Source organism: Puniceicoccus vermicola (genome assembly GCF_014230055.1).
Lineage (GTDB): Bacteria > Verrucomicrobiota > Verrucomicrobiia > Opitutales > Puniceicoccaceae > Puniceicoccus > Puniceicoccus vermicola.
The window spans coordinates 141,681-163,127 of sequence record NZ_JACHVA010000082.1; the positions used below are offsets into that span (position 1 = coordinate 141,681).

A 21,447-nucleotide genomic window follows, 5' to 3' on the forward strand; every position below is an offset into this window, starting at 1 on the left:
ATACAAAATTTCCCTTGCCCTCAGTTCAGGAATCTGGAGAGTCATCTGGCTTTGGGCCTGACTAGCTCAATTGGTAGAGCAGTTGACTCTTAATCAATTGGTTCGGGGTTCGAGTCCCCGGTCAGGTACCATTCTCGAAGTCGCCGCGCCTTAGCGGCGTTTTTTGTGGCCGCTCCAAGAGCGACGATAAATCCACCAGCGAGGAGGAGGCATGCCGCTCATCGTAGGTTTCGAATCTCGATTGACTCTTATACCGAATTTAGTAAGTTTTGATCCTTATGGTGCAGCGTAGAATCGAAGCAGCGCAAGGCGCAGGGATCGGATTCGTATCGAGATACGCTCCGATCCCTGCAACGCCGCGACCTTCGATTCTGGGGCATCCCCCTGGGACGGGCGGGAAATGAGCCTGAGCAGCGTTAGCCCAAATGGCACGGGTCGCAGACCCGCCTCCAATTGGGCCGCCTCGCTCAGACTCATTTCCCATCCCGCCATAACTATCAAAACTTCCTAAATTCGGTATTACTTTTGCGGGGGACTCCAAAAGGCTTTTGTGAAAGAGGCTAGGAACGGTGTTGGGAGGTTTTCTGAGCTCTTGCTCTCATGACGAGCACAGAGCCCAATGAGGGAGCAGAGATGTGCATTGACTTGGAGAGATTAGTTATTTGTTCCCCCATGGCTCCTCGAGGGAATCATTTACGATCTCCGCGTAATTCAACGAGAGATACATTCATCAATTTAATCGCGTTGGCGAAGGTTGTCATGAGCGAGACCTGATGAAGTGTCGCCCAATAAGCCTTCCCACGGGAAATGCCAAAGGAGTGAGAGCTTCCAGCTCTCTCCAAAACGAATCCGTCAACAACGAAGGAATGTTCTTAGTGAACACCTTCTAATGGGCGGGGGACCGCAGATTTCAATCCGCCAGCTGAATCGGAGTTTTCGCGCCAGCCCACAGGGCTAAGTCCGGGAGGAATGCCTGTGCGCGTTGCTTGCGCCTCAAGGGCGCTACCGAGGCTATTCGAAGTATGCGACGAGTTCCGGTGGGAGCGGCTTCACGTCGCGAGGAGCGGAGCCGTTACGGATCGAATCGGTGGCTTCGCAAGCCGCAGCAACACTGTATCGTGCGGCGACTGGAGAGGTCGTTGCTTTACTTCCGTCCCGGGCGAAATCGAGAAACTCCTGAACAATTTGCGGGTCGGCTCCTCCGTGGGATCCTGAGGCTTCGGCGATGCCGAATTGCTCGTCGGCTTCCGCGTTATATTCAGAACGTTTCTTCCACAGTTTGATAACCGTGCCTTCTCCCACGTCTCCGAAATTTTCGATTCGTCCTTCGGTTCCGATGATCGTGTAGTTGCGCCAGTAGTCGGGCGTGTAGTGGCATTGTTGGTAGCTACAAAACACTCCGTTATTGAGTTCCATTTGGACCATGCTGATGTCCTCGACATCAATGATCGGATGAAGACCTTTTTGGCTGAGTGGAGGCCAGTTCTCTTCAGACCAGTCGCGTTTGCCAGGTTCGGGAGAGGAATCGCGGTCCTCAATCTGATCGTACAGAGTCAATCCGCCCATGGCCGAAACGCGTTTGGAATATCCGCCGCAGAGCCAGTGCAAAATGTCGATATCGTGGGATCCTTTCTGCAGGAGCAGTCCCGTGGTGTTCCGACGGTCGGCGTGCCAGTCTTTAAAGTAATAGTCGCCACCCCAACCCACGAAATGCCGACACCAACCTGCTTTGACTTCTCCAATGAGTCCATCGTCGATGATCTTCTTCATCTGGAGGACGAAGGGCATGTGACGCATGTTATGGCCGAGATACAATTTGGCGTTCGATTTTCGGGCGGCTTCAAGGATTCGGTCGCATCCGGCTACGGTAATCGCCATTGGCTTTTCCAAGTAGACGGATTTTCCGGCTTCCAGGCAGGCTACGGTGTGTTCCTCGTGAAGATAGTCGGGAGAGGAAACGAAAACCGCATCAATGTCCTCGCGGGCTGCCAGTTCCCGATAGTCGTGGGTAAGAAACTCGGCATTGGTGGCTTCCTCGAATTCTTTGAGAAAGGGAGGGTGGGGATCCGCGCCGGCAACGATTCGCGAGCCTTCGCCAGGTTTGTGCGCAAGTCGCGCAAGTTTGCCGCGCCCGCTAACGCCGATTACACCGATTCTGAGTTCTTTTTTCATGGGATGGGAGGAAAGGTTTTTCTAGAGGGAAAAGATTTATGAGTTGGGATTCAGTCGATTGGTATTGTAGGCGGAAATGTATCTCAAGGTCGAAATATGGCTAAAATGACTCATTGAGTCGATATTGGGGTAGGGGAAAGGAGGGAGAGGAGCGGGGAGTGGGGATTTGGAAGACATCTTATTCTGCCTTACAGAACCGATAACCGATAACCGATAACCGGAAACCGGAAACTGGCAACCTCTCTGAAGTCGGAACAACAGACCCGATTATGGAGGATCATCAAGGTAGCGCGGGTTGGCTCAACCCGCAGCCAAGTCTGAATATAGGTAACCTGGTCCCTTTGTTCCCGGGATGAGCCATGAGGCCATGGCTCGCTACCTGACGAGGGCCTTACGCCTGCTTGTCGTACAGATCTTTGTAGAGGGGGCAGGTCTGGTAAACTTCGCTGTGAGGGCCGTCGGCGATGATTCGTCCATCGTCGAAGACGAGGACTCGCTCGGCGCTGCGGATGGTGCTGAAGCGGTGGGCGATGACGATGGCGGTCTTGCCGGGGAGAAGTTTGTCGAGGGCTTGCTGGATCTTCTGTTCGCTCTCGGTGTCGAGGGCGGAGGTGGCTTCGTCGAGGATCAAAATCGGAGCGTTGCGGAGGAAGGCGCGGGCGAGGGCGATGCGTTGCTTTTGACCGCCGGAGAGGCGGGTGCCTTTCTCGCCGACAATGGTCTCGTAGCCGTTGTCGAGATCGACGATGAACTCGTGGGCAAAGGCGTTGCGGGCGGCTTCTTCGATCTCCTCGCGGGTGGCATCGAGACGGCCAATGCGAATGTTCTCGATGACGGTGTCGTTGAAGAGGACCGGATCCTGAGAGACCAGTGCGATCGAGTCGTAGAGAGCTTTCTTTTCGACCTCGCGGATGTCGCGTCCGTCGATCCGAAGAGCGCCCCCTTGGACGTCGTAGAAACGGCTAACGAGGTTGGCGAAGGTCGATTTTCCGGCGCCACTGGGGCCGACGAGGGCGACGACTTGGCCGCCTTCGATGGTCAAGTCCACATTCTTCAGGGTCGGAGACTTGTCGTAGCTAAAGGAGACGTGGTCGAATTGGATGGCTCCTACGTCAATGTGGAACGGTTTGGGATCTTCCGGTTCGGGAACCTCAATCGGGGCGTCGAGGATATACTCGATGCGCTCGAGGGAGGCAGTGGCCTGGCTAACGCGGTTGTGGATCATGCCGAGCTTTTTCACGGGCTCGTAGGACATATAGAGCGCGAAAATGAGGGGGACGATCTGTTCCAGGGTCACCCCACGCCGAGCCGCGAAGTAGATGGCAATCGCGATGCCTACCGCTGAGATGAACTCGATTAACGGCGAGAGCATATTCGCATATTTGACGACCTTCATCTGGTGGGCGAAGAGGCGCCGGACGGAATTGAAGAATCGTTTTTCTTCCCGTTCCTTCAAGTTGAAGGCGCGAACTTCGCGGGGGGCGGAAAGGTTCTCGCTGAGGATGCCCGTCAAATCTCCGGATTCATCCTGCATGAGCCGGGCTTTCTTGAGCATCTTGCGGCCAACGTAGCGAATGGGGAGAACAGCGACGGGAATGGTCAGGAGGCAAAGAAGAATGAAGGCCAGATCGCTTTCCCTGAGGGAGAGGTAGATCAGCGCCCCGATGGCCCCGACGAAGGTGACCGGCTGCTTAACGAGGTCGTTGGCAACGAATATGATCCCATTCTGGAGCTGAGTCGTATCGACGACGACTCGGCTTACGAGCTCTCCGCTCTGGTTCTTCTGGAAGAAAGAGAGAGGCAGAACCTGGAGCTTGGAAAAGATCATACAGCGTATCTTCTCGAGGACCCGGACGCCGCAGTAATTGATCAGGTAGGTATTGGCAAAGGCACTGAGTCCACGGACTGCAAAGGAAGCGGGGAGGATGGCGACGGCAAGGATGAGAATCCAGAAGGACGTCCCTTGGTCCTTGTCCCACCCTAGCTCTTTGCGCTGCTCGGTGGTGATGACTTCTCCCATCTCATCGGTCATCTGCTGCATTTGCTCGTGGGTCAGGACATCCCGGGCTTCCTTGGAAAAATGGGCGTATTCCGCTTGGTTGAAAATGATCGGGAAGACCTCGCTGGTGACGAAGGGCAGTCCGAACCCACTGGCCAGACCGTAGATGATTCCAGCAAAAATCGCCCCGGTAAAGTGCCACTTCACCGGACGAAGCATTTTGAGATACGGCCAGAATTCTTTCATCGGAAGCGATCATCTTCACGGTCCAACCCCCTCGCGTAAAGTCTCAATCCAACGGGATTTTCTGTGGAGGCATTTCCTCGCGGATCCTCTCCAATCTTTTACCGGAAGAAGGGCGTTGATGGTGGGCTTGGCGCTCGCGGCTGGGCGGGTTTAAGATCTGAGGAACTTCTTGGTCGAGGAGCGGTGGGTGAGTGGTTCCGCTTTCTCTCGGCACGGGATGGCTTGAGAGTCGTGGCCGACTGCGGGAGGGGCTTACGCACTGGGTGGGCGCTGAAGCAACCCACCTACCGTAGATATCGAGTTCCATTTTCGGTTTCTCCCTTTCGTTGGGTCTTGGAAACTACTGGGAGGGAGATAGGTGAGAAGCGAAATTTCCTCTTTACATTCAAATGAGAAAAATTAATTTCAAATATGAAATGGAAAAGCGTAATACGATTCCCGCTGTCGATAAATCGATGAAGCTGCTGACCGTTCTCGCGGAGAGTGACGAGTCGTGGAGTAGTGCGCAGCTGGCGCGGAAATTGGATATTTCACCTTCGACCTGTTACCGGATTCTCCAAACCCTGGTCGGTCGGAACTGGTTGCGATTGACGCCCAATGGAAACTTTACCTTTTCGGCGGGGATCTTGCCTCTCTTAAAGCCCCTTTCCGACTATCAGCGACTCTTTGAGAGCTTGGGCGCGCCACTCCGCGGGTTGGTGTCGCAGACTGGGTTGACTGCCAAGATTTCGGTGAAAGAGGGTGATTCAGCCTCCACCGTCTATCGTGTGGAGTCACCTCGGCCGTTGGCTCCGAGTTTCAAGCTGGGGGGATCCTTCTCGCTATCTTACGGATCGAGTGGTGCCTGTCTGCTGGCAGGATTGGAAGATGAGGAAATTCAGCGAATCGTCGAAGAGAGTTCTGACGAAGTATGGACTTATCAGCAGCCAGAGGACGTTTGGCAGCGGGTCCAATCGGTGCGTTCGCAAGGCTTTTGCAGTGATCCCGGACTGTACCAGCCATCGGTCTTTGGAATTTCGGCTCCGATCCAGAATCAGAATGACTCCTATTTTGCCGCGCTTTCCTTGATCGGTTGGGAGGCGGATTTTATGGAGGGGAAGCGGGAGGAATTGGAAACCCTCGTCCTCCAATGTGCGCGGGAGTGCTCCGAGGCTCTGGGAAACAAGGCGGTAGCCTAAGCATAACAGATATGAAGAATACCTCATTTTCATTGGAAGGGCGTACGGCCCTCGTAACCGGATCTTCCCGTGGAATCGGCCGGGCGATTGCGATCGGACTGGCCCAGTGTGGTGCCCGATTGGTCCTCCACGGGATCCGCAGGTCGGACAATGTGCAAGGGGTGATCGATGAGATCTCGGCCCTCGGGGGCAAAGCCTCTTTTATTGCGGGAGACTTGAGTGGGGATGGGGCTGGAGCAGCCTTGGCGAAGAGGGTTCTCGAAGAGGTGGGGACGGTTGATGTCGTCGTCTTGAATGCCTCGATCCAGATCAAGAAGGATTGGAAAGAGCACACTGCGGAAGACTCGGCGCTTCAGATGCGGACCAATTTTCAGTCCTCCCTCGAGCTCCTTCAGACCCTTGTTCCCGGTATGGAAGAACGCGGCTGGGGACGGATTCTTGCAGTTGGGAGTGTGCAACAATCGAATCCGCATCCGATGATGTTGCCCTATGCGGCTTCGAAGTGTGCCCAGATGAGTTTGGTGACAAGTTTGGCCAAAGAATTGGCTCCATCCGGCATTACCGTGAACAATTTGGCGCCGGGAGTGATCCTCACGGATCGCAATACGGAAGCGCTCTCAAACGCCGAATACGAGAAGCAGGTTCTGGAAAAGATCCCGGTACGCTTCTTCGGTGAGTCGGAGGACTGTGTCGGCATCGCCCAGCTTCTCTGTTCCGATGCCGGCCGTTACATCACCGGCCAAAATATTTATGCCGACGGAGGGATGTCCCTCTAAGTCTTCTTTAAATCCGAAATTTACGACCCAGGAAAATTATGTCCGTGAATGACTACAAAAAAGAAGTCGAGATGATGAATCTCGAGAAGTTGATCGAAGATCGCGAGTTGGTGACGATTGAGCCATTTCCGATCCCCGCCAAAGAGCTCTTGGCCCGTTTTGAAGACCTCTACACCGGAGCCGTTAACGATGTGCTGCGTGAATTTTGTCTCCTCGACCAGGCCCTGCCGGGTCATATTGTGCCACTCCGTGAATACCGAACCGTCGCGGGGTTGGCCTTCACGGTGAAGAGCGCCCCCAATGTGAAAATCACCGGGGAGATGACCTACCGCACCGAGATGCTTGGGGAGCTGGGCGAGGACGCATTTGTGGTTTGGGATACGACCAAGGATGAAAAAGCGACTCTCTGGGGTGGGGTGATGACCGCCACCGCCAAGGGCTTAAAAGTGAAAGCTGCCTGCATCGATGGAGGGATCCGCGATACGCATCAAATTCTCGAAGCGGACTTTCCGGTCTTTTACAAGTATCGCATTTCCAATGGGAGCCTCGGTCGGTGCTTGATCACCCACTACCAGATTCCGATCAAAATTGGTGATGTCGACGTGCAACCTGGCGACGTGGTTCTCGGGGATATCGACGGCGTTCTCGTGGTTCCCCGCAAAATCGCTTACGACGTCCTATTGCGGGCCGAGGAGATTAAGCGGAACGAGAAGGAGATTTTTGGCTGGGTGGCCGAAGGGCAAAGCATCCAGGAGATTACCGAGAAGGGCGGCTATTTTTAAGCCATGATCCTCGCTGATTTTCTACCCGCTGAACCGGACCGTTCCTGGAAATTAGCCCAGCAGGTTGGGGTGACTCATGCGATTGTTAAAGCGGCCCCGGAGCTAACTGGTCTTCAGGCTCCCGATGACCTCGATGCCCTGCGAACCGTGCAGAAGCGTTTTGCCGACGCAGGTTTTCAGCTTATCGGAATGGAGGGCGACCAGTTTGACATGCAGCGCATCAAGCTGGGCCGGGAGGGACGCGATGAGGACTTGGAGAAATACTGCCAGATGCTGCGGAATATGGGTGAGCTGGGAATTTCTCTGCTTTGCTACAACTTCATGGCGACAATCGGATGGTTTCGGACTCAGGTGAAAGTTCCGGCCCGCGGGGGAGCCTGGACGAACCGCTTCGTTCTGTCTGAAGTGGAACCTGGCGACGTACCCCAAGAAGATCAGGTCACCGAGGAGAAGCTCTGGGAGAATTATCGCTATTTTATTAAGGCAGTGATGCCTACTGCGGAAGCGGCAGGCGTCTCCATGGGCTTGCATCCTGACGATCCTCCCCTGAGTCCACTTCGTGGAGTGGGTAGGATCTTCTCTTCTCCCGATGGATTTGCGAAGGCGATGGAGTTGAGTGACAGTCCCTCGCACGGAATTACCTTTTGTCAGGCCAATTTCGTCGCGATGGGGGCTGACCTTCCCAAGTGTATCGAGCGGTTCGCATCTCGAATCAAGTTCATCCACTTTCGGGATGTGAAGGGTTCGGCTGAAGACTTTGAAGAGACCTTTCACGACAACGGTCCGACCGACATGGCCGAAGTGATTCGCCTTTACGCCGCAGCGGGTCTCGACGCGCCGATCCGGGTCGACCATGTCCCAACCATGGAGGGCGAGGACAACCGCAATCACGGCTACGCGGTGTTGGGGCGATTATTTGCCCTTGGCTATCTGAAGGGAATTCTGGACACCCACCGGATCCCATATCGCTAGAACGCGTCAGCGGGAGAAAAGGCCTCCTCGAACGTCTAAATTCGGCGGAGAGAAGGGATCCTTCGGGGCACTCTTCTGCGCCCGGTTTTTGGGATTCTGGCTGGATCTGGATTTTTATCCCGCATAGCAGCGGGGGAGAGTTGCCTTCCGCCTAGTGGCAGATGATGGATTTTTTGGGGGCTGAGGTTTTTAAAAGACGGCGCGTCGTTTGCGTATTCATGGTCGATCGTTATGTTCGATTTGTATCGAACTATATAGCTTATGACGCAACACCTTCAGTATTCTCTTCTCGATCTAGTTCCTGTGATTCAGGGCGGGTCTGCCTCGGACTCTTTTCGGAATGCTTTGGATTTGGCCCGGCATGCGGAGGCATCGGGATATTCACGGTTCTGGGTGGCCGAGCACCATAACATCCCCGGGGTGGCCTGTGCGGCGACCTCTGTGTTGATGACCTACCTTGCCGGGGGGACGGAGAAGATTCGCATTGGCTCCGGAGGAGTGATGTTGCCGAACCATGCTCCCTTGTTGATCGCCGAACAATTTGGGACGCTCGAATCCCTTTTTCCGGGAAGAATCGATTTGGGCTTGGGGCGCGCACCGGGTGGAGATACTCCGACGATGCGTGCGATGAGACGCAACCGCGATAACGTCGATCATTTTCCCCATTCGGTCCAGGAATTGCAGGGCTACTTGGGAGATCGGGTCGCTGGACAGGAAGTGCATGCGATACCGGGAGAGGGGACAAAGGTGCCTCTCTATTTGCTCGGTTCGAGCACCTACAGCGCGCAACTCGCGGCGAAATTGGGTCTTCCTTTCGCGTTTGCCTCCCATTTCGCGCCGGACCACCTCGGAGAAGCCTTGAGGCTCTATCGGAAATATTTCGAGTCCTCGGATCAGTGCTCTACGCCGTATGTCATGGTGGCCGTCAATATTCTGGCGGCTGACGAACGTGCCGAAGCGGAGCGTTTGGAGCGAGGGCTGCACCAACAGTTTCTGAACATGGTTCGCGGACGACGCCAAGAGATGGCCCCTCCACCGGATCAGCTTGGATGGGCAAAGTGGGAGGAGGCCGAAGTGAGGCGGATGACGCGTTATTCCGCCGTCGGCGTCGCCGACGAAGTTCGCGATCAGCTCGTGTCCATTCTCGAAGATACGCAGGCGGATGAAATTGTCGCCACCGCCCAAGCCTACGATCATGAACGGCGGGTTCGCTCCTTTCAAATCGCGGCAGATGTTTTGGCCGGACTGACGGTTGCCGCATAAAGCATCGGAAGCAAAGAGGGTTGTCTCTCGGCGGGCTCTGTTTAGGTATCGGGGCACCATGCTCAAGTACTCAGTCCTTCTCGCCTGTCTTGCTTCTCTCCTTCATGGGGAGGAGTCTCATTCGGTTGAACCTGCCATTCAAAAAGAGGTTCTCGTGCAATCCTCGGAATCCTGGGATGGGCAATCACTCCCCGCATATCCAACCGAGGAACCGCAGATTAGTGTTGTCCGCTTCATCATTCCGCCGAATTCCCAGTTGCCTATGCACAAGCATCCGGCAATCAATGCCGGTGTGTTGGTCAAAGGGACGCTCACGGTGATCTCGGAGACCGGCGACGAGAAGCTCCTGGAGGAGGGGGACGCGTTGATCGAGCTCGTCAATGCCTGGCACTACGGGCGTAACGACGGAGACGTTCCGGCGGAGATTGTAGTCGTTTATGCCGGGGTGAAAGGTCAGCCTTTGGCGGTTCTGAGGGAGCAGAAGTAGGATCGGGGTTTACGCATTGGCAGAAATGCGAAGCCTTCAACCTCTCTCATAAGCATCCATTGATGCCATGGAGATCGGCTGCGCCCATTCGGGTCATTCATTAAAACCACGAGACCAGATTCGCAGGTTTACGGATGAGGGGCACTGGGGAGAATATACGGGTGTTTTCTATTTTTAGTGCAACTTGTTTAGTGAGAGGGAGATCTGACTATTTTCTCTTGTCCAATTTCTTCATCTGTTTCAGGATCATTATCGTTCACCCCGCTGTAGTTTTCTATGAATATTCGAAGTTACCCGCTCTTTCTTTCATCAGCACTCTTTCTCGCCGTCGGAACCGTTTCTCATGCGGCAGTATTGGTTGGAGAACTGGTGAACGGCTCTCCCTACCGGGAGAATACGGTTTTTGATCTTTCTGAGTATGGAACCTCAGATTGGGCTTATTGGAATACGACCGCCAGTTCGTTAGCGTCCGGATCGCCGACTAATGAAATGAACGGAGGCAGCATGATCGGCGATATTTCGGTCATTGGTTCGGGAAGCCTTCGCGGTTCAAAAGCATCGACAAAGCCCGCTGCCTCTTATTCGTTTACGAATGGAACGAGTCCGGTTTCAGGAACGGTTCAACAACCGAGCGGGCTGTTTAGCAAAAGTCTGACTAGCGATGGTTCGGGAGTCAGTTTAGCGATCATTCTAGTGGAGGTGCGGACCTACGAGATTTATCTCTGGACGGGGGCCTATAATGTTTCTGTGGGTACTTTGAGTGCTAAGTTTAAGGGGAAAGAGAACCCTACTTTCGTGAACTCAGAGATTACCGCTGGGACGGGGACTAAGGCGATTTTTCTTTATCGGTTGACGGTGACTCCCGATCAAGCCGGCGATGAATTGATTGTCGATGTCGTCAATACCGATTCGGGTGGAGGTAACGCGCATATTCTTCTGAGTGGTGCGGCAGTATCAGCCGTTCCCGAACCCAGCTCGGCAGGCCTTTGGATTCTCGGTTTCACTTTGGCCTATTTCGTCTCCGCTCGGAGACGGAGAGGGCCTCGCGCTTAGGTTTGGATCTTTGACGCAGATTTTGTATTCTTCGTGCGGGTTTGAGAGCTTCCAGATTGATTTGAAGGAACGAACCAGCCTACAGTTGCGGGTTTATGGCCCAAAAGACTGTCGTTGAATCGAACAAGACCATCCGCTTCGCTCTCGTGGGCTGCGGATCGATTGCCAAAACCCAGATCAAAGCGTTGCGGGAGCTTTCTCCTCTGGCTGAGTTGGTCTGCATCTGCGACCGGATTCCTGAGCGGGCAGAAGCCTTGGCCCAAGAGTTTGGTTTGGAATCGATTGAGTTTGAGACCGCTTGTGGAGATCCGGAGATTGATGCGATTACCTTTTGCACGCCGTCCGGCGTCCATGCGGGTCAGGCGGTTGAGGCTCTTGAGGCGGGAAAGCACGTGGTCGTGGAGAAGCCGATGGATGTGACGGTGGAGGCTTGTGAAAAGTTGAAAGCTGCGGCGGATCGGTCGGGCAAGCAGTTTGCCGTAATCTCGCAGCATCGCTTCGATCCAGCTTCCAAAACTGTAAGTCAGGCGATCGTCGAGAGGAAATTGGGAGACCTGGTTTTTGCCGAAGCCCGGATCCCGTGGTATCGAACGCAGGAATACTATGACTCCGGCGACTGGCGGGGCACTTGGGAACTCGATGGGGGCGGATGCCTCATGAATCAAGGGATTCACACCGTCGATCTGATGCTTTGGCTCGCCGGACCGGTAAAGCGGGTGTTTGCCCGGATGAAAACCGTAGCTCACGAAAGGATTGAGGTCGAAGACTTGATCACGGTTCAGGTTGAATTTGCGTCTGGGATGATGGGATCCCTCATCGCCTCCACGGCGCTCTACCCAGGTTATCCCATTTCCTTGGGATTGTTTGGCACGACGGGTTCAGCGGTCATTGAAGGGGATGAATTGGAAACCTTGGCCATTCAGGGTGAGGAGACGATCCGCGGAGACGGGGCCAATGCCCATGCGGTTCAAGTCGCAACCGGGGGAACCCGCTCAGCCACGAATGAAGCGGAGAAGCCCAGTGATTCCGTATGGAAATGGGGCGATGCGCACCGGGAGCAGTTTCGGGAGTTCGTCGAGTGTATCCATTCGGGGGCGAAGCCAACTGTGACTGCGGAAGACGGTCTCGCCGCCGTACGATTTATCAAATCCTGTTACGAGTCGGCTCAGAAAGGGGACTGGATCGAGCTAGGAGGCTAGATCCAGAGCTAGGCTTAGCTCGAAGTTTGAATCGGACTCTGCTGGAAAGTTGGTCCGCTGGATTTCCGGGGGTTCTTGAAACTGCGATTCTCCAAGAGGATGGATCTCAGTTTCAGGCTTGGTTGCTTCCTGCTCGGATGCGAAGACCGTTCGTCGAGAGCCGATTTACGGCTCGCTCACCAGGCAGGACACAGCGATAGCCGCGCTCTTGCAGGGCCTGAAGGACTTGGGCGATGGCGTGAACTCGAATCGATTCTGTGAGGGAAGAACCTTCGTGCAAGAGTAGGATCGCTCCTGGCCGCAGTTTGGAAAGGATGCGCGAGGTTACCGATTCGGGAGAACGAGAAAAGCTATCGCCGCTACGAATGGACCAAGACACACAGTGGAGCCCATGTTCACGAAGAGTGCGCCGAAGCCAGAAATTTTTGATGCCTACAGGAGCGCGAAACCAACGAAGGTTCGCTCCCAGGCCTTGGAGAAGTTTGTGGCATTTTTCCACCTCGCTCTGAGTCCGAGACGCTCCTGCAAACCAGAAACTGGCGACTGGATGCGTATAGGTGTGCGTGCCGATTTCGTGACCACGGGCTAGCACTTGCCGGATCAGTTCAGGATGGCTTTCGGCCGGTTCCCCGACCACGAAGAAAGTGGCCTTGGCGTTGTATTTATCGAGTAGGTCCAGGATCTGAGGCGTGTCTTCCGGAGAGGGACCATCGTCGATCGTCAGCCACACTTCGGGTGCGTCGGTGATAAAGCGGGACGTGACATCGCAGAGCCCCTGCAGTCGGGGATGGAGCAGATGGAGGACGACGAACCCACCAGCCCCGAAAAAAAGAAGCCATCCGGTGATGGTGAAAGTCCCCTCTAAAATCAGGCAAATCGCTAAGATCTTGATGGCGAGGGTCTGAATGAGGAGCCAGGGTTTCACAGAATCACCTTTCTCCTGTGTGCCCACCACAAATTGAGAGGAGAAACGACGAGAGCCAGGAATATTCCAGACAATACATCGATCCAGACATGTTGTCGGGTGGTGAGGGTGGAGAGGACAATCGCCACGCACCAGATGATGTTGATTCCTTTTGGAATGGGGCCAGTGCCGGAAATTCGGAGAATTTCGTGGAGCCAGGATGCGGCAAAGACCGCATAGGCCACGTGCAGAGACGGACAAGCATTGCCAGAGTGGTCCTTCGATTTGAGGAATTCGAGCAGCGGATAATGAGTCCAGTCCGCTGGCGTGTTGGGGACTGAGGTCGGGAAAAAATAGAAGAAACTGAGGCCGACGAGGGCCATGACCGTCGCCCCCAGCAGATAATGGCTCATTGCCCGCAGATTGATCATGAAGCCCGCCGGAAGGGAGATATAGATCCAGAGAGAGAAATAGACCAAGGCGCTCCAGTCGAGAATCGGGAGTTTCCCGTCAATCGGCAGTAGAGGGGCCTCCCGGACTGGGTAGGCCGGATGATCCAGGAGATAGAAGTAGGCGACAAAAAAGAGGAAGATCGCGAGAGAAGTTCCTAGCGCCTTCCAGAGCATGAGCCTGGTGAAACGCTGCTTCCATTTGACGGATTCCATAAGGAAAGAAGGGGGGATATCGCGGTGTCAGGCAAGAAGGTTTCCGGCCGTTCGGGAAAGTGGAAGCAAGAACCCGTATCCTCGAGGACATGAGGGCGAGTCAGTTGCAGAGGCGTTTCTTGCCCGGATTTAGTGAGGTCTCGACCATTAGATTGGGAGGCGATTCGGCTACGAGCCTGTTGGAATTTCTTTTCGCACCCGATGAATTCGGGTAAACAGGGGAGGAATGAGTAATATCTACCAAGTCGCGGAACGAGCAGGAGTCTCCCCAAAGACGGCTGCCCGTATTTTGGCCGGACAATCCCTCCGGTCCAAAAGTCGCGACCGGGTGTTGGAAGCTGCCCGAGAACTGGGCTATGTGCGCAACCAGCAGGCAGCGAATTTGCGCAATGGATCTTCCTCAATGATTGGAGTCGTTGTGCCCAATATCGACAATCCTTTTTACGGAGCGGTGATCCAATCTATGCACGATGCCTTCCTTGAGCGCGGTTTTGCGATTCAGGTAGCTTCAAGCTTTGGCGATTCACGAGAAGAGGCCAGGGCTCTGCAAACGCTGCAGTCTTATCGCGTCGATGGGATATTTTTCAGTGCCTCTGAGCATCCGATGAGTTCCGAAAGTCGAAAAATTTGCTCCCAAATGATCCATCAAGGTAAGCCCGTGGTTCTTGGAGGAGTTATTGAGAATTTGGTCGATGGGGCGGAAGTTGTTCAACTTCGCAACGAGGAAGCCGTCCGGAAGGCCATTCGCTATTTAGTCGCTCAGGGGCATCGGAGAATCGGATTCCTTGGGGGGCTCGCTGCGAGTCGTACGGTTCAGGCCCGGTTGGAGGGCTACCGCGAAGGTATGGCCGAGTCAGACTGTCCAATCCAAGAGAGGTTCACGATCTACGCCGAGGGAGGCCCAAAGTCTGTTCTCTCCCAGATGTTGGCCCTGCTAAAGAATGAGTCCACTGACGAGCGGCCCACCGCGTTCTTCGCTGCGAACGACATTATTGCCATCTCCGCTCTCAAAGCCTTTCGAGAGCTCTCCCTAAGAGTCCCGGAGGACATTGCCATCGTCGGGTTTGATGGAATTGATCTGGGCGAACTGGTGACTCCCTCCCTGACCACTCTCCACCAACCAATGGATACGATCGCCCGTGACGTTGCGGAATTGTTTGAATCCCGCGTTCGTGGAGTTCCACTTACCCGAGAGATTTCCCTGATCTACGAGCCCGAATTGATCCTCCGGGGTTCCGCCTGAGGAGGTCGCTCCGTCGAGACGATAAACGATTTTCCCATCCCCCCCCGGAGGATGACGAATGCAGCCCGACCGTGGTGATCGATTACGGGATAACGACCAGGAGCCTGAAGAATGGCACCAGCCAAACCGAACCTTTTCCTGCTCTGTAAGCCGGACCGATTGGAGAGATTTTTCCCAAAGTAGTGAGAGCTTCCAGCTCTCTCTTGCGGATAGGAGAGAAATGGCGACCTATCAAAGTCCAACACCATACCCCAAAATATCGATCTGTCCTCTGCAGAGGTCGCGATGATTTGCATTCTCAAGGAACGGCGAACCGAGAACTGACAAATCGATAACCGAACCACTCGCCTCGTTTTTTATCCGGCTTACAGTAGCCGCTCAGCTTTAGCTGCGCGGTCTTGTGGTTTTGCAATGTTCCTTGAGGAGACGAATGGACCAGATAAGCGATCCAATCTTGAAGAGGAAGATGGCCTTTCCTTTTTGGAGGTTCACATCCTACTGCTTCACCACCAGATCGGTAAACCACAGATGAAATGGGCCGTCCGGGTAGGCTTTGTGTTCGGTGCTCAAGGTGAGGGGTCCGACTTTTTCGTAGTCGCTCCACGTCGCGACGAGGCTCGGTTCTTCGCTACCTCCCTTACGGTAAACCCAGTGGGTAATCCGGTCGTTTGGGTCGTAGTAGACTTCGTAAACATCACCGGGGGTGTAGCCGACACCGTCTGGATAGATGACTTTGATCCCGCCAACCGCCTCAATCCCGGCGGTGAAGTTTTCCGGGTCGATGGTTTTTAAGGTGACGGAGTCGTCCCAGACGACAGCGAAGGGAAAGGCCAGCCAGTAGAGGTCGTTGATGAATTTCCCGTCAACCGCTGGATCGGCGTCTGGTCCCCGAGTGTAGGTGATTGTTTCTCCTCCATCTTCATACTGGACTTGATCGGTTGTGGGCCACCATTTCCAGCTGCGCTCAACTGTACGGCTGGGGAGCTCGACATGAAAGGTGTATTCAATCGACTCGACAGACGGCCATTCTCCGAGGCCGGAGGCAGAGGCGATCTTTTGCATGATGTCCTCCGCGGAATCATTCGCGCGAGAAAACCCAGGAAGAAGGACAAGAATTACGACGAGGAGGCGGAGTTTGAAAATCATCCTACAGGCTTTATTCAGGTAGCTTGGAATGGCAAATGTCCCGGTCAGTTCCTCGATGGTTCTGAGAAATTCGTATATTCGGCCCTCGGCTTGACCGACTTGCAGAAGAACCTACTGGGAATCTAAACGGGGAGGGGGCGGGCCGGCAGTGTTTGGCCTTCGATCCAAACACCAGAGGTCAGGAGGAGAATCGGAGCCTCGGGGATTCCCGTCTCATGGGAAAGGCGGGCGCGGACGAGCAAGTCGATTGCTCCCCGGGCCATTTGAGCCGTATTCTGATAGATCCCTGAAATACTTCCTGAACGGTCGTGAACCCCTAGGGATAAAAAGCCTCTTTCTCGGACCGCTTTGGGGATGAGCTCGAACCAAGGGTCCGAGTCGGCAATGATCACATCTGGGTTGACCTTCTGAAGCCATGAACTGAGTCCGTCGGCCTCTCGCTGAGGGGGTTGCCAGATATGTTCGGCCGGATGATCCCACGCCAGGAAGGCGGCACTATAAGCGCGAAGCATCCGCATCTCAAGGTCACTTCGGAGCAGAAGGCAGGGGCGGCTGAACCCAGATTGCTGGAGTCTCTCTAAAGCCTGAGACATTGCATTGTAGTGGCTGGTTTGGGATCTATGAAAGGCGGGCTCACGGAGAGAACTCCCGACGAATACACTACTGAGATTTTTCCACTCGAGCTGAGGAACTCGAGCTTCGGAGGAAGTGGGCGGGGTAATGATCACTCCTTGAATATTCCGGGCTTCGAGGATTTCCATGATGACTTGAGGGGTCATCTCTGGGTTGAGGACGAAGTGGTCGATTCCTCGCCCGTGTATTTTTGAGCCTTCTTGAAGACCGTCATAGATATCCGCATCAAATCCATGATTCGAATTCACTCCGGCCCACCTCTCTGGCCACCAGAGAGCGGCAAAGGTCTCCTGGTAATGGATGGGGCGCCGACTGGCAAAACGGGTCATGAGTTCACTGACCATCTTGTCCGGAGCGTATCCTAAGTCGCTCGCCGTTTTGAGAATTTTTTCGCGCAGCTCAGCCTTGATGGACGAATCCTTCTTGAAGGCACGAGAGACGGTCATTCGGGACACTCCGACCTCCTCGGCGACTTGACGGAGGGAGGCCGCCTTGCGTGAATTGGATGAGGACTTACCGACCATCTCAGAAAACGCTGTGACAGTAACAGATGTTGGGCAATCCATTTCTCTCAGAAATCGTGAGGTCCGGGGCTTCTTTCGGCGTATCCGGGAGCGGCACCTCGTCCGAGGTGACGATGAGAAGAATCAACGTCGGTGGACTGTCTTAGTTGATCTCACTCTCCCCCAGGTCTCAATAGTTAGGGTTTTACCCTTTTCATCGAACCTGTGACCAACCCAAGGTTTGGTTTAGAGGTTATACGGTGGATTGAGTTGACTCGGATTTCTTTTCCCGCGTCGATTTCAACGTGGTCCCCTCGACCCACGTCCCCGACGTGAGCATGAGCAAAGGTTCCCGGGGTTCCCCTCGCTCGTGTTGAAGCCGTGCGCGTACCAACAGGTCCACGGAGCATTTGGCGATACTCGCGGCGTCCTGGTAGATTCCCGCGACACGGCTCTCTATAGAGCGGACGGAGAGGGCGACAAAGTCCGTCTTTTGATCTTCGTTTGGAAGTAGATCGTGCCAAAGTTCCCAGTCGCCGATGATTACGTCTGGTTTTACCCTATTTAACCATTCAGATAGTTCGGGAATGCAATGGCTTTGCGATTGCCAAATGCGGGCTGGGTCATGGCCCCATGCCAGGAAGGCCGCCCGGTAACCTCTGTTTGTGCGCTTGTCCATGTCGCTATGGATCAGTAAGCAGGGTCGCTCGTATTGTCGTTCATTTAAGGTTTCGAGTACTCTGACCATCATGTTGTAATGACCAGGTTGGGTGCGATGGAAGTTCGGTTTTTGATACGAGTAGCCAATGGTCGCGGCACTCAAATGATCCCATTTCAGTTCGGGAGGTTCCGCGTCGGCCGCGCTGGGAGGAGTGAGGATAACCCCCTGAATATTTCGAGCGGTGAGCATCCGGTCAATGACTCGGGGGGTCATCTCTTGGGTCATGACAATGTGATCAATAGACCGACCATGGAGTTTCGCACCTTCGATCAAGCCGTGATAGAGGTCGTAGTGGTATCCTTCGCCCGTGCCGATTTCAGCCCACCGTTCGGGAGACCAGATTGCGGCGAAGGTTTCCTGATAGGAGATGGACCGACGGCTCGCAAAGCTAGTCATGAGCTCGCTCACCATCCTGTCGGGCTTGTATCCTAGTTTGTGAGCCGCTTCTAAGACTTTCTTGCGCAGTTCTTCGCTGATGGGAGCATCTTTCTGGAAGGCGCGAGAAACCGTCATCCGGGATACGCCTACTAATTCAGCGACTTGGCGTAGTGAGACCGCTGCTTTTTGGGGTGGGTTGGAATCCGAAGGCAAACCGGGCATGAATTACCAATTTGTGTCCGTTGCAGATAGGTGAGGCAATTCCCATTTCGCGCGAAGCTACATCGCAAAGAAAATGAAATGCCTTCGCCGCTTCATTGCGGGAGGCTTCTTCGTAAGGAGCTACGAAGAAACGGGTGACGTTGTGAATCTAAAAAAAGGGGCGGGTCTAGTGGTAGACCCGTCCTAGTGAAAGGTTTCTCGGCCAGGGCGAGACTACCGGCGGCGGCGTAAGATTACGAAGGACGCTGATAAAACACTGAAAAGAAATGCTGCCGAAGCGGGTTCAGGGATAGCGTTGATTTGAACCGCACCCAAGTATGAATATTCGCTCTCGTTATTGGATCCTTTTTGAACGGTAAGGGAAATCGTTCCGCTTGCCGTGGAACGGATTCCAATGGTCGTTACCGTACCCGCAATGTTGTCTCCTGCGTTGAGATAGACGGAATTGCTGTTTTCACCGACAAAGTCGTATTGGGTCTCGCGGTTATCGGTGGCTTTCCGGGACGCATACATGGTGAAAGTATAGGTTTTTGCCGGGTCGAGTCCGGAGAACTCCAAGATGCCTAGGCCGTCGCTGGGAGTGATTCCAGCTTCTGCAGTGGCTGTGTAGAAGCTGTCTTCCGTCGCTGTTGTAGGATAAGGGGTCGGCCCTCCCGTGTTGAAGTTTGAGGAACCGAATCCGTTGATGTTTCTTCCATCGAAAGCATTGGTGATGTCTAGCGAGATGCCGGTTGGCTCGCCTTCCGTATCGACCATATCAGAAAAGAGCCGACCTGTATTCCCCCCGGCAACAATGCCAAGGTGGGCATTGTTCCAAGTCTCCGGCTGTCCGGTCGTTTGTTTGTTCTCATCGCCGAAATCAATGAGGATTGACTGCGCGCAGAGGAGGGTGGGTGCGATCCCTAAGGTGGAGAGCAGAAGGTTGATTGATATTTTCATGATGGATAGGACAAATGGGGTTCAGATTTCTGTTTGGCAGAGGGTTTGAATCGGGGGAGTTCACCGATAACTCGGGAGGTTTAAATACCTTGCGAGAGATTGAAGGTGGAAGGTTTCAAAATCAATATTTGAGTGTATTTTAACAGATTTCCTTGCCGGGAATAATGGCAGTAATTGCTGAAATAGTGTCGATTTTACTACTTTTGAAACCGAGTCCCTGACGCTCACCAGAAAATTAGATAGAGCGCGAGAGTTGCGACAATGACTGCATACCCGCAAATCATGGCTGGTTTTGAACTCTTGAGTTCAATGGCTTCATTTTCCGGCAGCACGACCGGGACTTTCATCGGCTTCCACTTCGTCAGGGCAATACCAGCGAGAATGACGATGAAAAAGCAAAGAGCCATTCGGTCGAGAAAGGCCATTTGGTCAGAATACCACCAGCCGCGTGAGATCAAAAAGGGGCCTCCCACCCACTTGAAGAATCCGTAAGCAAAGACGTTGAGGGCGATGCCGATAGCTCCGAAATAGCGAGGCGTCTTCGGTGAGAAAAAACCGAAAATGAATACGGCCAGGATTCCCGGAGAAATGAATCCTTGGAATTCCTGAATATAGGCGAAGATACTGGAGAACTTGTCGAGTTGGGGAGCGACCAAGGCGGCCATAAGGACAAAGATAACGACGAAGGCACGTCCGACGCGAACCAGTTTGACTGGGTCTTTTTCTCCGCTGAACTTGGAGTACAGGTCCATGGTGGCGATGGTTGATGCGGAGTTCAGCATGGAAGCCAAAGAGCTAATGACTGCGCCGGTCAATGCAGCGAGAACAAACCAGGAAACTAAAGGCATTGGTTTGATTAGGTTTCGGACGAGGACCGGAAAGGCTCGGTCGTAGTCGTATGCTCCCGTCGCACTATCCAGAAGATCGGTGCTAAATAGATTGTAGGCTAGTATTCCTGGTATGACGACAAGGAAAGGGATGAGTAGTTTTAAAAAAGCGGCGAAGACGATGCCTTTTTGGCCTTCGGCTAGCGACTTTGATCCGAGAGTGCGTTGAACGATATATTGGTTCAGACCCCAGTAGAAAAGATTGGGAATCCAAAGGCCAATGAGGAGGGCGGTCCATGGCAGGTCGGAGTCTGTTTTTGGACGGATCATGTGAGCCTTTCCGCCGATCCCGTTCTCGCCTTCTCTGGCAACTGCTTCGCCTTCGACACCGTCGTTCAAGAGCATGAACCGTTCCCAGGCATTCGCATCCTGCAGATCTTCAACGGTTGCGTTTGAATTATGGACCTTAGTCAGAATTAGTTCATCGGCCGGCTTTTGGGCGAGGACCGAGAAAGCTAAGATCATAACGATGAGTCCACCTAGGATGAGCGCAGACCCCCAAACCAAATCGGTCCATGCGCAGGCTTTCAATCCTCCAACGAAGACATAGAGTGCGGCAAAAAGAGCGATCATCCAACAGACCGCGGTCAAGTTGTTGAGAATGGGAACGGTATTGTAATACTCCGATACAAACTTTGCTCCAGAGAAGATGACGGATGATGTTGTCACGAAAACCATTGTGACGATGGCAGGGATCGCCATGGCCATCCGAGCGACACCATCAAAACGGTATTCGAGAAATTCTGGGATCGTGTATAGACCGGCCTTCAAAAATTTAGGAAGGAACCAGAAGCCCACGATGACTAGGGTGATCGCCGCTATCCATTCGTAGGATGCGATGGACATGCCGAGCCAGTTTGCCGCAGATCCGGACATACCGACAAACTGTTCCGTTGAGATATTCGCGGCGATCAGGGAGAATCCTACTAGCCACCAAGTCAGGCCTCGCCCTGCGAGAAAGTAGTCGGAAGCTCCTTTTTCCTCGTAATTTCCGCTCCCGCGACTTTTCCAGATTCCGAGGGTGATGACACCGACAACGGCGAGGATGAATAATGAGACTTCGATGATATTCATGGGGT

Annotated in this window: 19 protein-coding genes and 1 tRNA gene; 10 read left to right on the forward strand and 10 right to left on the reverse strand. The window is 54.0% G+C overall.

The window, feature by feature from the left end:
- Positions 1-55 precede the first annotated feature (55 nt).
- A tRNA-Lys gene (locus H5P30_RS10445) sits at positions 56-131 on the forward strand.
- A gap of 145 nt (positions 132-276) precedes the next feature.
- On the opposite strand, the gene H5P30_RS10450 is transcribed toward H5P30_RS10445, so the two are convergent.
- The 3 genes from H5P30_RS10450 to H5P30_RS10460 form a co-directional block, all read right to left on the reverse strand.
- Positions 277-492, reverse strand: a complete 216-nt coding sequence (locus tag H5P30_RS10450) for a hypothetical protein (protein ID WP_185692507.1) — start codon at positions 490-492, stop codon at positions 277-279.
- Positions 493-1,011: 519 nt separating this feature from the next.
- Positions 1,012-2,172: a Gfo/Idh/MocA family protein gene (locus H5P30_RS10455; RefSeq protein ID WP_185692892.1), complete on the reverse strand. Its 1,161-nt coding sequence runs from the start codon at positions 2,170-2,172 to the stop codon at positions 1,012-1,014.
- A gap of 391 nt (positions 2,173-2,563) precedes the next feature.
- Positions 2,564-4,417 carry an ABC transporter ATP-binding protein gene (locus tag H5P30_RS10460; RefSeq protein WP_185692893.1) on the reverse strand — a complete coding sequence of 618 codons (1,854 nt, stop codon included), beginning with the start codon at positions 4,415-4,417 and terminating at the stop codon, positions 2,564-2,566.
- Between the two features lie 389 nt (positions 4,418-4,806).
- Between H5P30_RS10460 and H5P30_RS10465 the strand changes: the two genes are divergently transcribed.
- From H5P30_RS10465 to H5P30_RS10500, 8 genes are all read left to right on the forward strand, one after another.
- Entirely contained in the window at positions 4,807-5,595 is a 789-nt protein-coding gene (locus H5P30_RS10465) for an IclR family transcriptional regulator (RefSeq protein ID WP_185692894.1), read from the forward strand.
- Positions 5,596-5,606: 11 nt separating this feature from the next.
- A complete protein-coding gene (locus H5P30_RS10470; protein ID WP_185692895.1) occupies positions 5,607-6,371 on the forward strand; it encodes an SDR family NAD(P)-dependent oxidoreductase in 765 nt (254 codons plus the stop codon).
- Positions 6,372-6,409: 38 nt separating this feature from the next.
- Positions 6,410-7,153, forward strand: coding sequence for an RraA family protein (locus H5P30_RS10475; RefSeq protein WP_185692896.1), 744 nt, complete (start codon positions 6,410-6,412; stop codon positions 7,151-7,153).
- Positions 7,154-7,156: 3 nt separating this feature from the next.
- The gene (locus tag H5P30_RS10480) at positions 7,157-8,125 is read left to right on the forward strand and encodes a mannonate dehydratase (RefSeq protein ID WP_185692897.1); all 969 of its coding nucleotides are present in this window, start codon (positions 7,157-7,159) and stop codon (positions 8,123-8,125) included.
- Between the two features lie 261 nt (positions 8,126-8,386).
- Complete coding sequence (locus H5P30_RS10485; RefSeq protein WP_185692898.1) at positions 8,387-9,388, forward strand: LLM class flavin-dependent oxidoreductase; 1,002 nt, start codon at positions 8,387-8,389, stop codon at positions 9,386-9,388.
- Between the two features lie 58 nt (positions 9,389-9,446).
- Entirely contained in the window at positions 9,447-9,875 is a 429-nt protein-coding gene (locus tag H5P30_RS10490; protein ID WP_185692899.1) for a cupin domain-containing protein, read from the forward strand.
- A 276-nt stretch (positions 9,876-10,151) separates the two neighbouring features.
- Positions 10,152-10,928 carry a PEP-CTERM sorting domain-containing protein gene (locus tag H5P30_RS10495; protein ID WP_185692900.1) on the forward strand — a complete coding sequence of 259 codons (777 nt, stop codon included), beginning with the start codon at positions 10,152-10,154 and terminating at the stop codon, positions 10,926-10,928.
- A gap of 95 nt (positions 10,929-11,023) precedes the next feature.
- Entirely contained in the window at positions 11,024-12,127 is a 1,104-nt protein-coding gene (locus tag H5P30_RS10500; protein ID WP_185692901.1) for a Gfo/Idh/MocA family protein, read from the forward strand.
- A 112-nt stretch (positions 12,128-12,239) separates the two neighbouring features.
- Here the strand turns inward: H5P30_RS10500 and H5P30_RS10505 are convergent, their stop codons facing one another.
- The gene (locus tag H5P30_RS10505; protein WP_185692902.1) at positions 12,240-13,052 is read right to left on the reverse strand and encodes a polysaccharide deacetylase family protein; all 813 of its coding nucleotides are present in this window, start codon (positions 13,050-13,052) and stop codon (positions 12,240-12,242) included.
- On the reverse strand, positions 13,049-13,696 hold the full coding sequence (locus H5P30_RS10510) for a phosphatase PAP2 family protein (RefSeq protein WP_185692903.1): 648 nt from the start codon (positions 13,694-13,696) through the stop codon (positions 13,049-13,051). Before H5P30_RS10510 ends, H5P30_RS10505 begins: the two co-directional genes overlap by 4 nt.
- A gap of 226 nt (positions 13,697-13,922) precedes the next feature.
- On the opposite strand from H5P30_RS10510, the gene H5P30_RS10515 reads away from it, so the two are divergent.
- Positions 13,923-14,939 carry a LacI family DNA-binding transcriptional regulator gene (locus tag H5P30_RS10515; RefSeq protein ID WP_185692904.1) on the forward strand — a complete coding sequence of 339 codons (1,017 nt, stop codon included), beginning with the start codon at positions 13,923-13,925 and terminating at the stop codon, positions 14,937-14,939.
- Positions 14,940-15,434: 495 nt separating this feature from the next.
- Here H5P30_RS10515 and H5P30_RS10520 read toward each other — a convergent pair whose 3' ends face one another.
- The 5 genes from H5P30_RS10520 to H5P30_RS10540 all read right to left on the reverse strand — a co-directional run bounded on the left by H5P30_RS10520 (position 15,435) and on the right by H5P30_RS10540 (position 21,442).
- On the reverse strand, positions 15,435-16,085 hold the full coding sequence (locus tag H5P30_RS10520) for a hypothetical protein (protein ID WP_185692905.1): 651 nt from the start codon (positions 16,083-16,085) through the stop codon (positions 15,435-15,437).
- A gap of 122 nt (positions 16,086-16,207) precedes the next feature.
- A complete protein-coding gene (locus tag H5P30_RS10525; protein WP_185692906.1) occupies positions 16,208-17,284 on the reverse strand; it encodes a LacI family DNA-binding transcriptional regulator in 1,077 nt (358 codons plus the stop codon).
- Positions 17,285-17,474: 190 nt separating this feature from the next.
- Positions 17,475-18,542, reverse strand: a complete 1,068-nt coding sequence (locus H5P30_RS10530) for a LacI family DNA-binding transcriptional regulator (RefSeq protein WP_185692907.1) — start codon at positions 18,540-18,542, stop codon at positions 17,475-17,477.
- Between the two features lie 213 nt (positions 18,543-18,755).
- Positions 18,756-19,481, reverse strand: coding sequence for a hypothetical protein (locus H5P30_RS10535; protein WP_185692908.1), 726 nt, complete (start codon positions 19,479-19,481; stop codon positions 18,756-18,758).
- A gap of 224 nt (positions 19,482-19,705) precedes the next feature.
- Positions 19,706-21,442 (reverse strand): sodium:solute symporter family transporter, encoded by a 1,737-nt coding sequence (locus H5P30_RS10540; RefSeq protein WP_185692909.1) that lies wholly within the window; start codon positions 21,440-21,442, stop codon positions 19,706-19,708.
- Positions 21,443-21,447 lie beyond the last annotated feature (5 nt).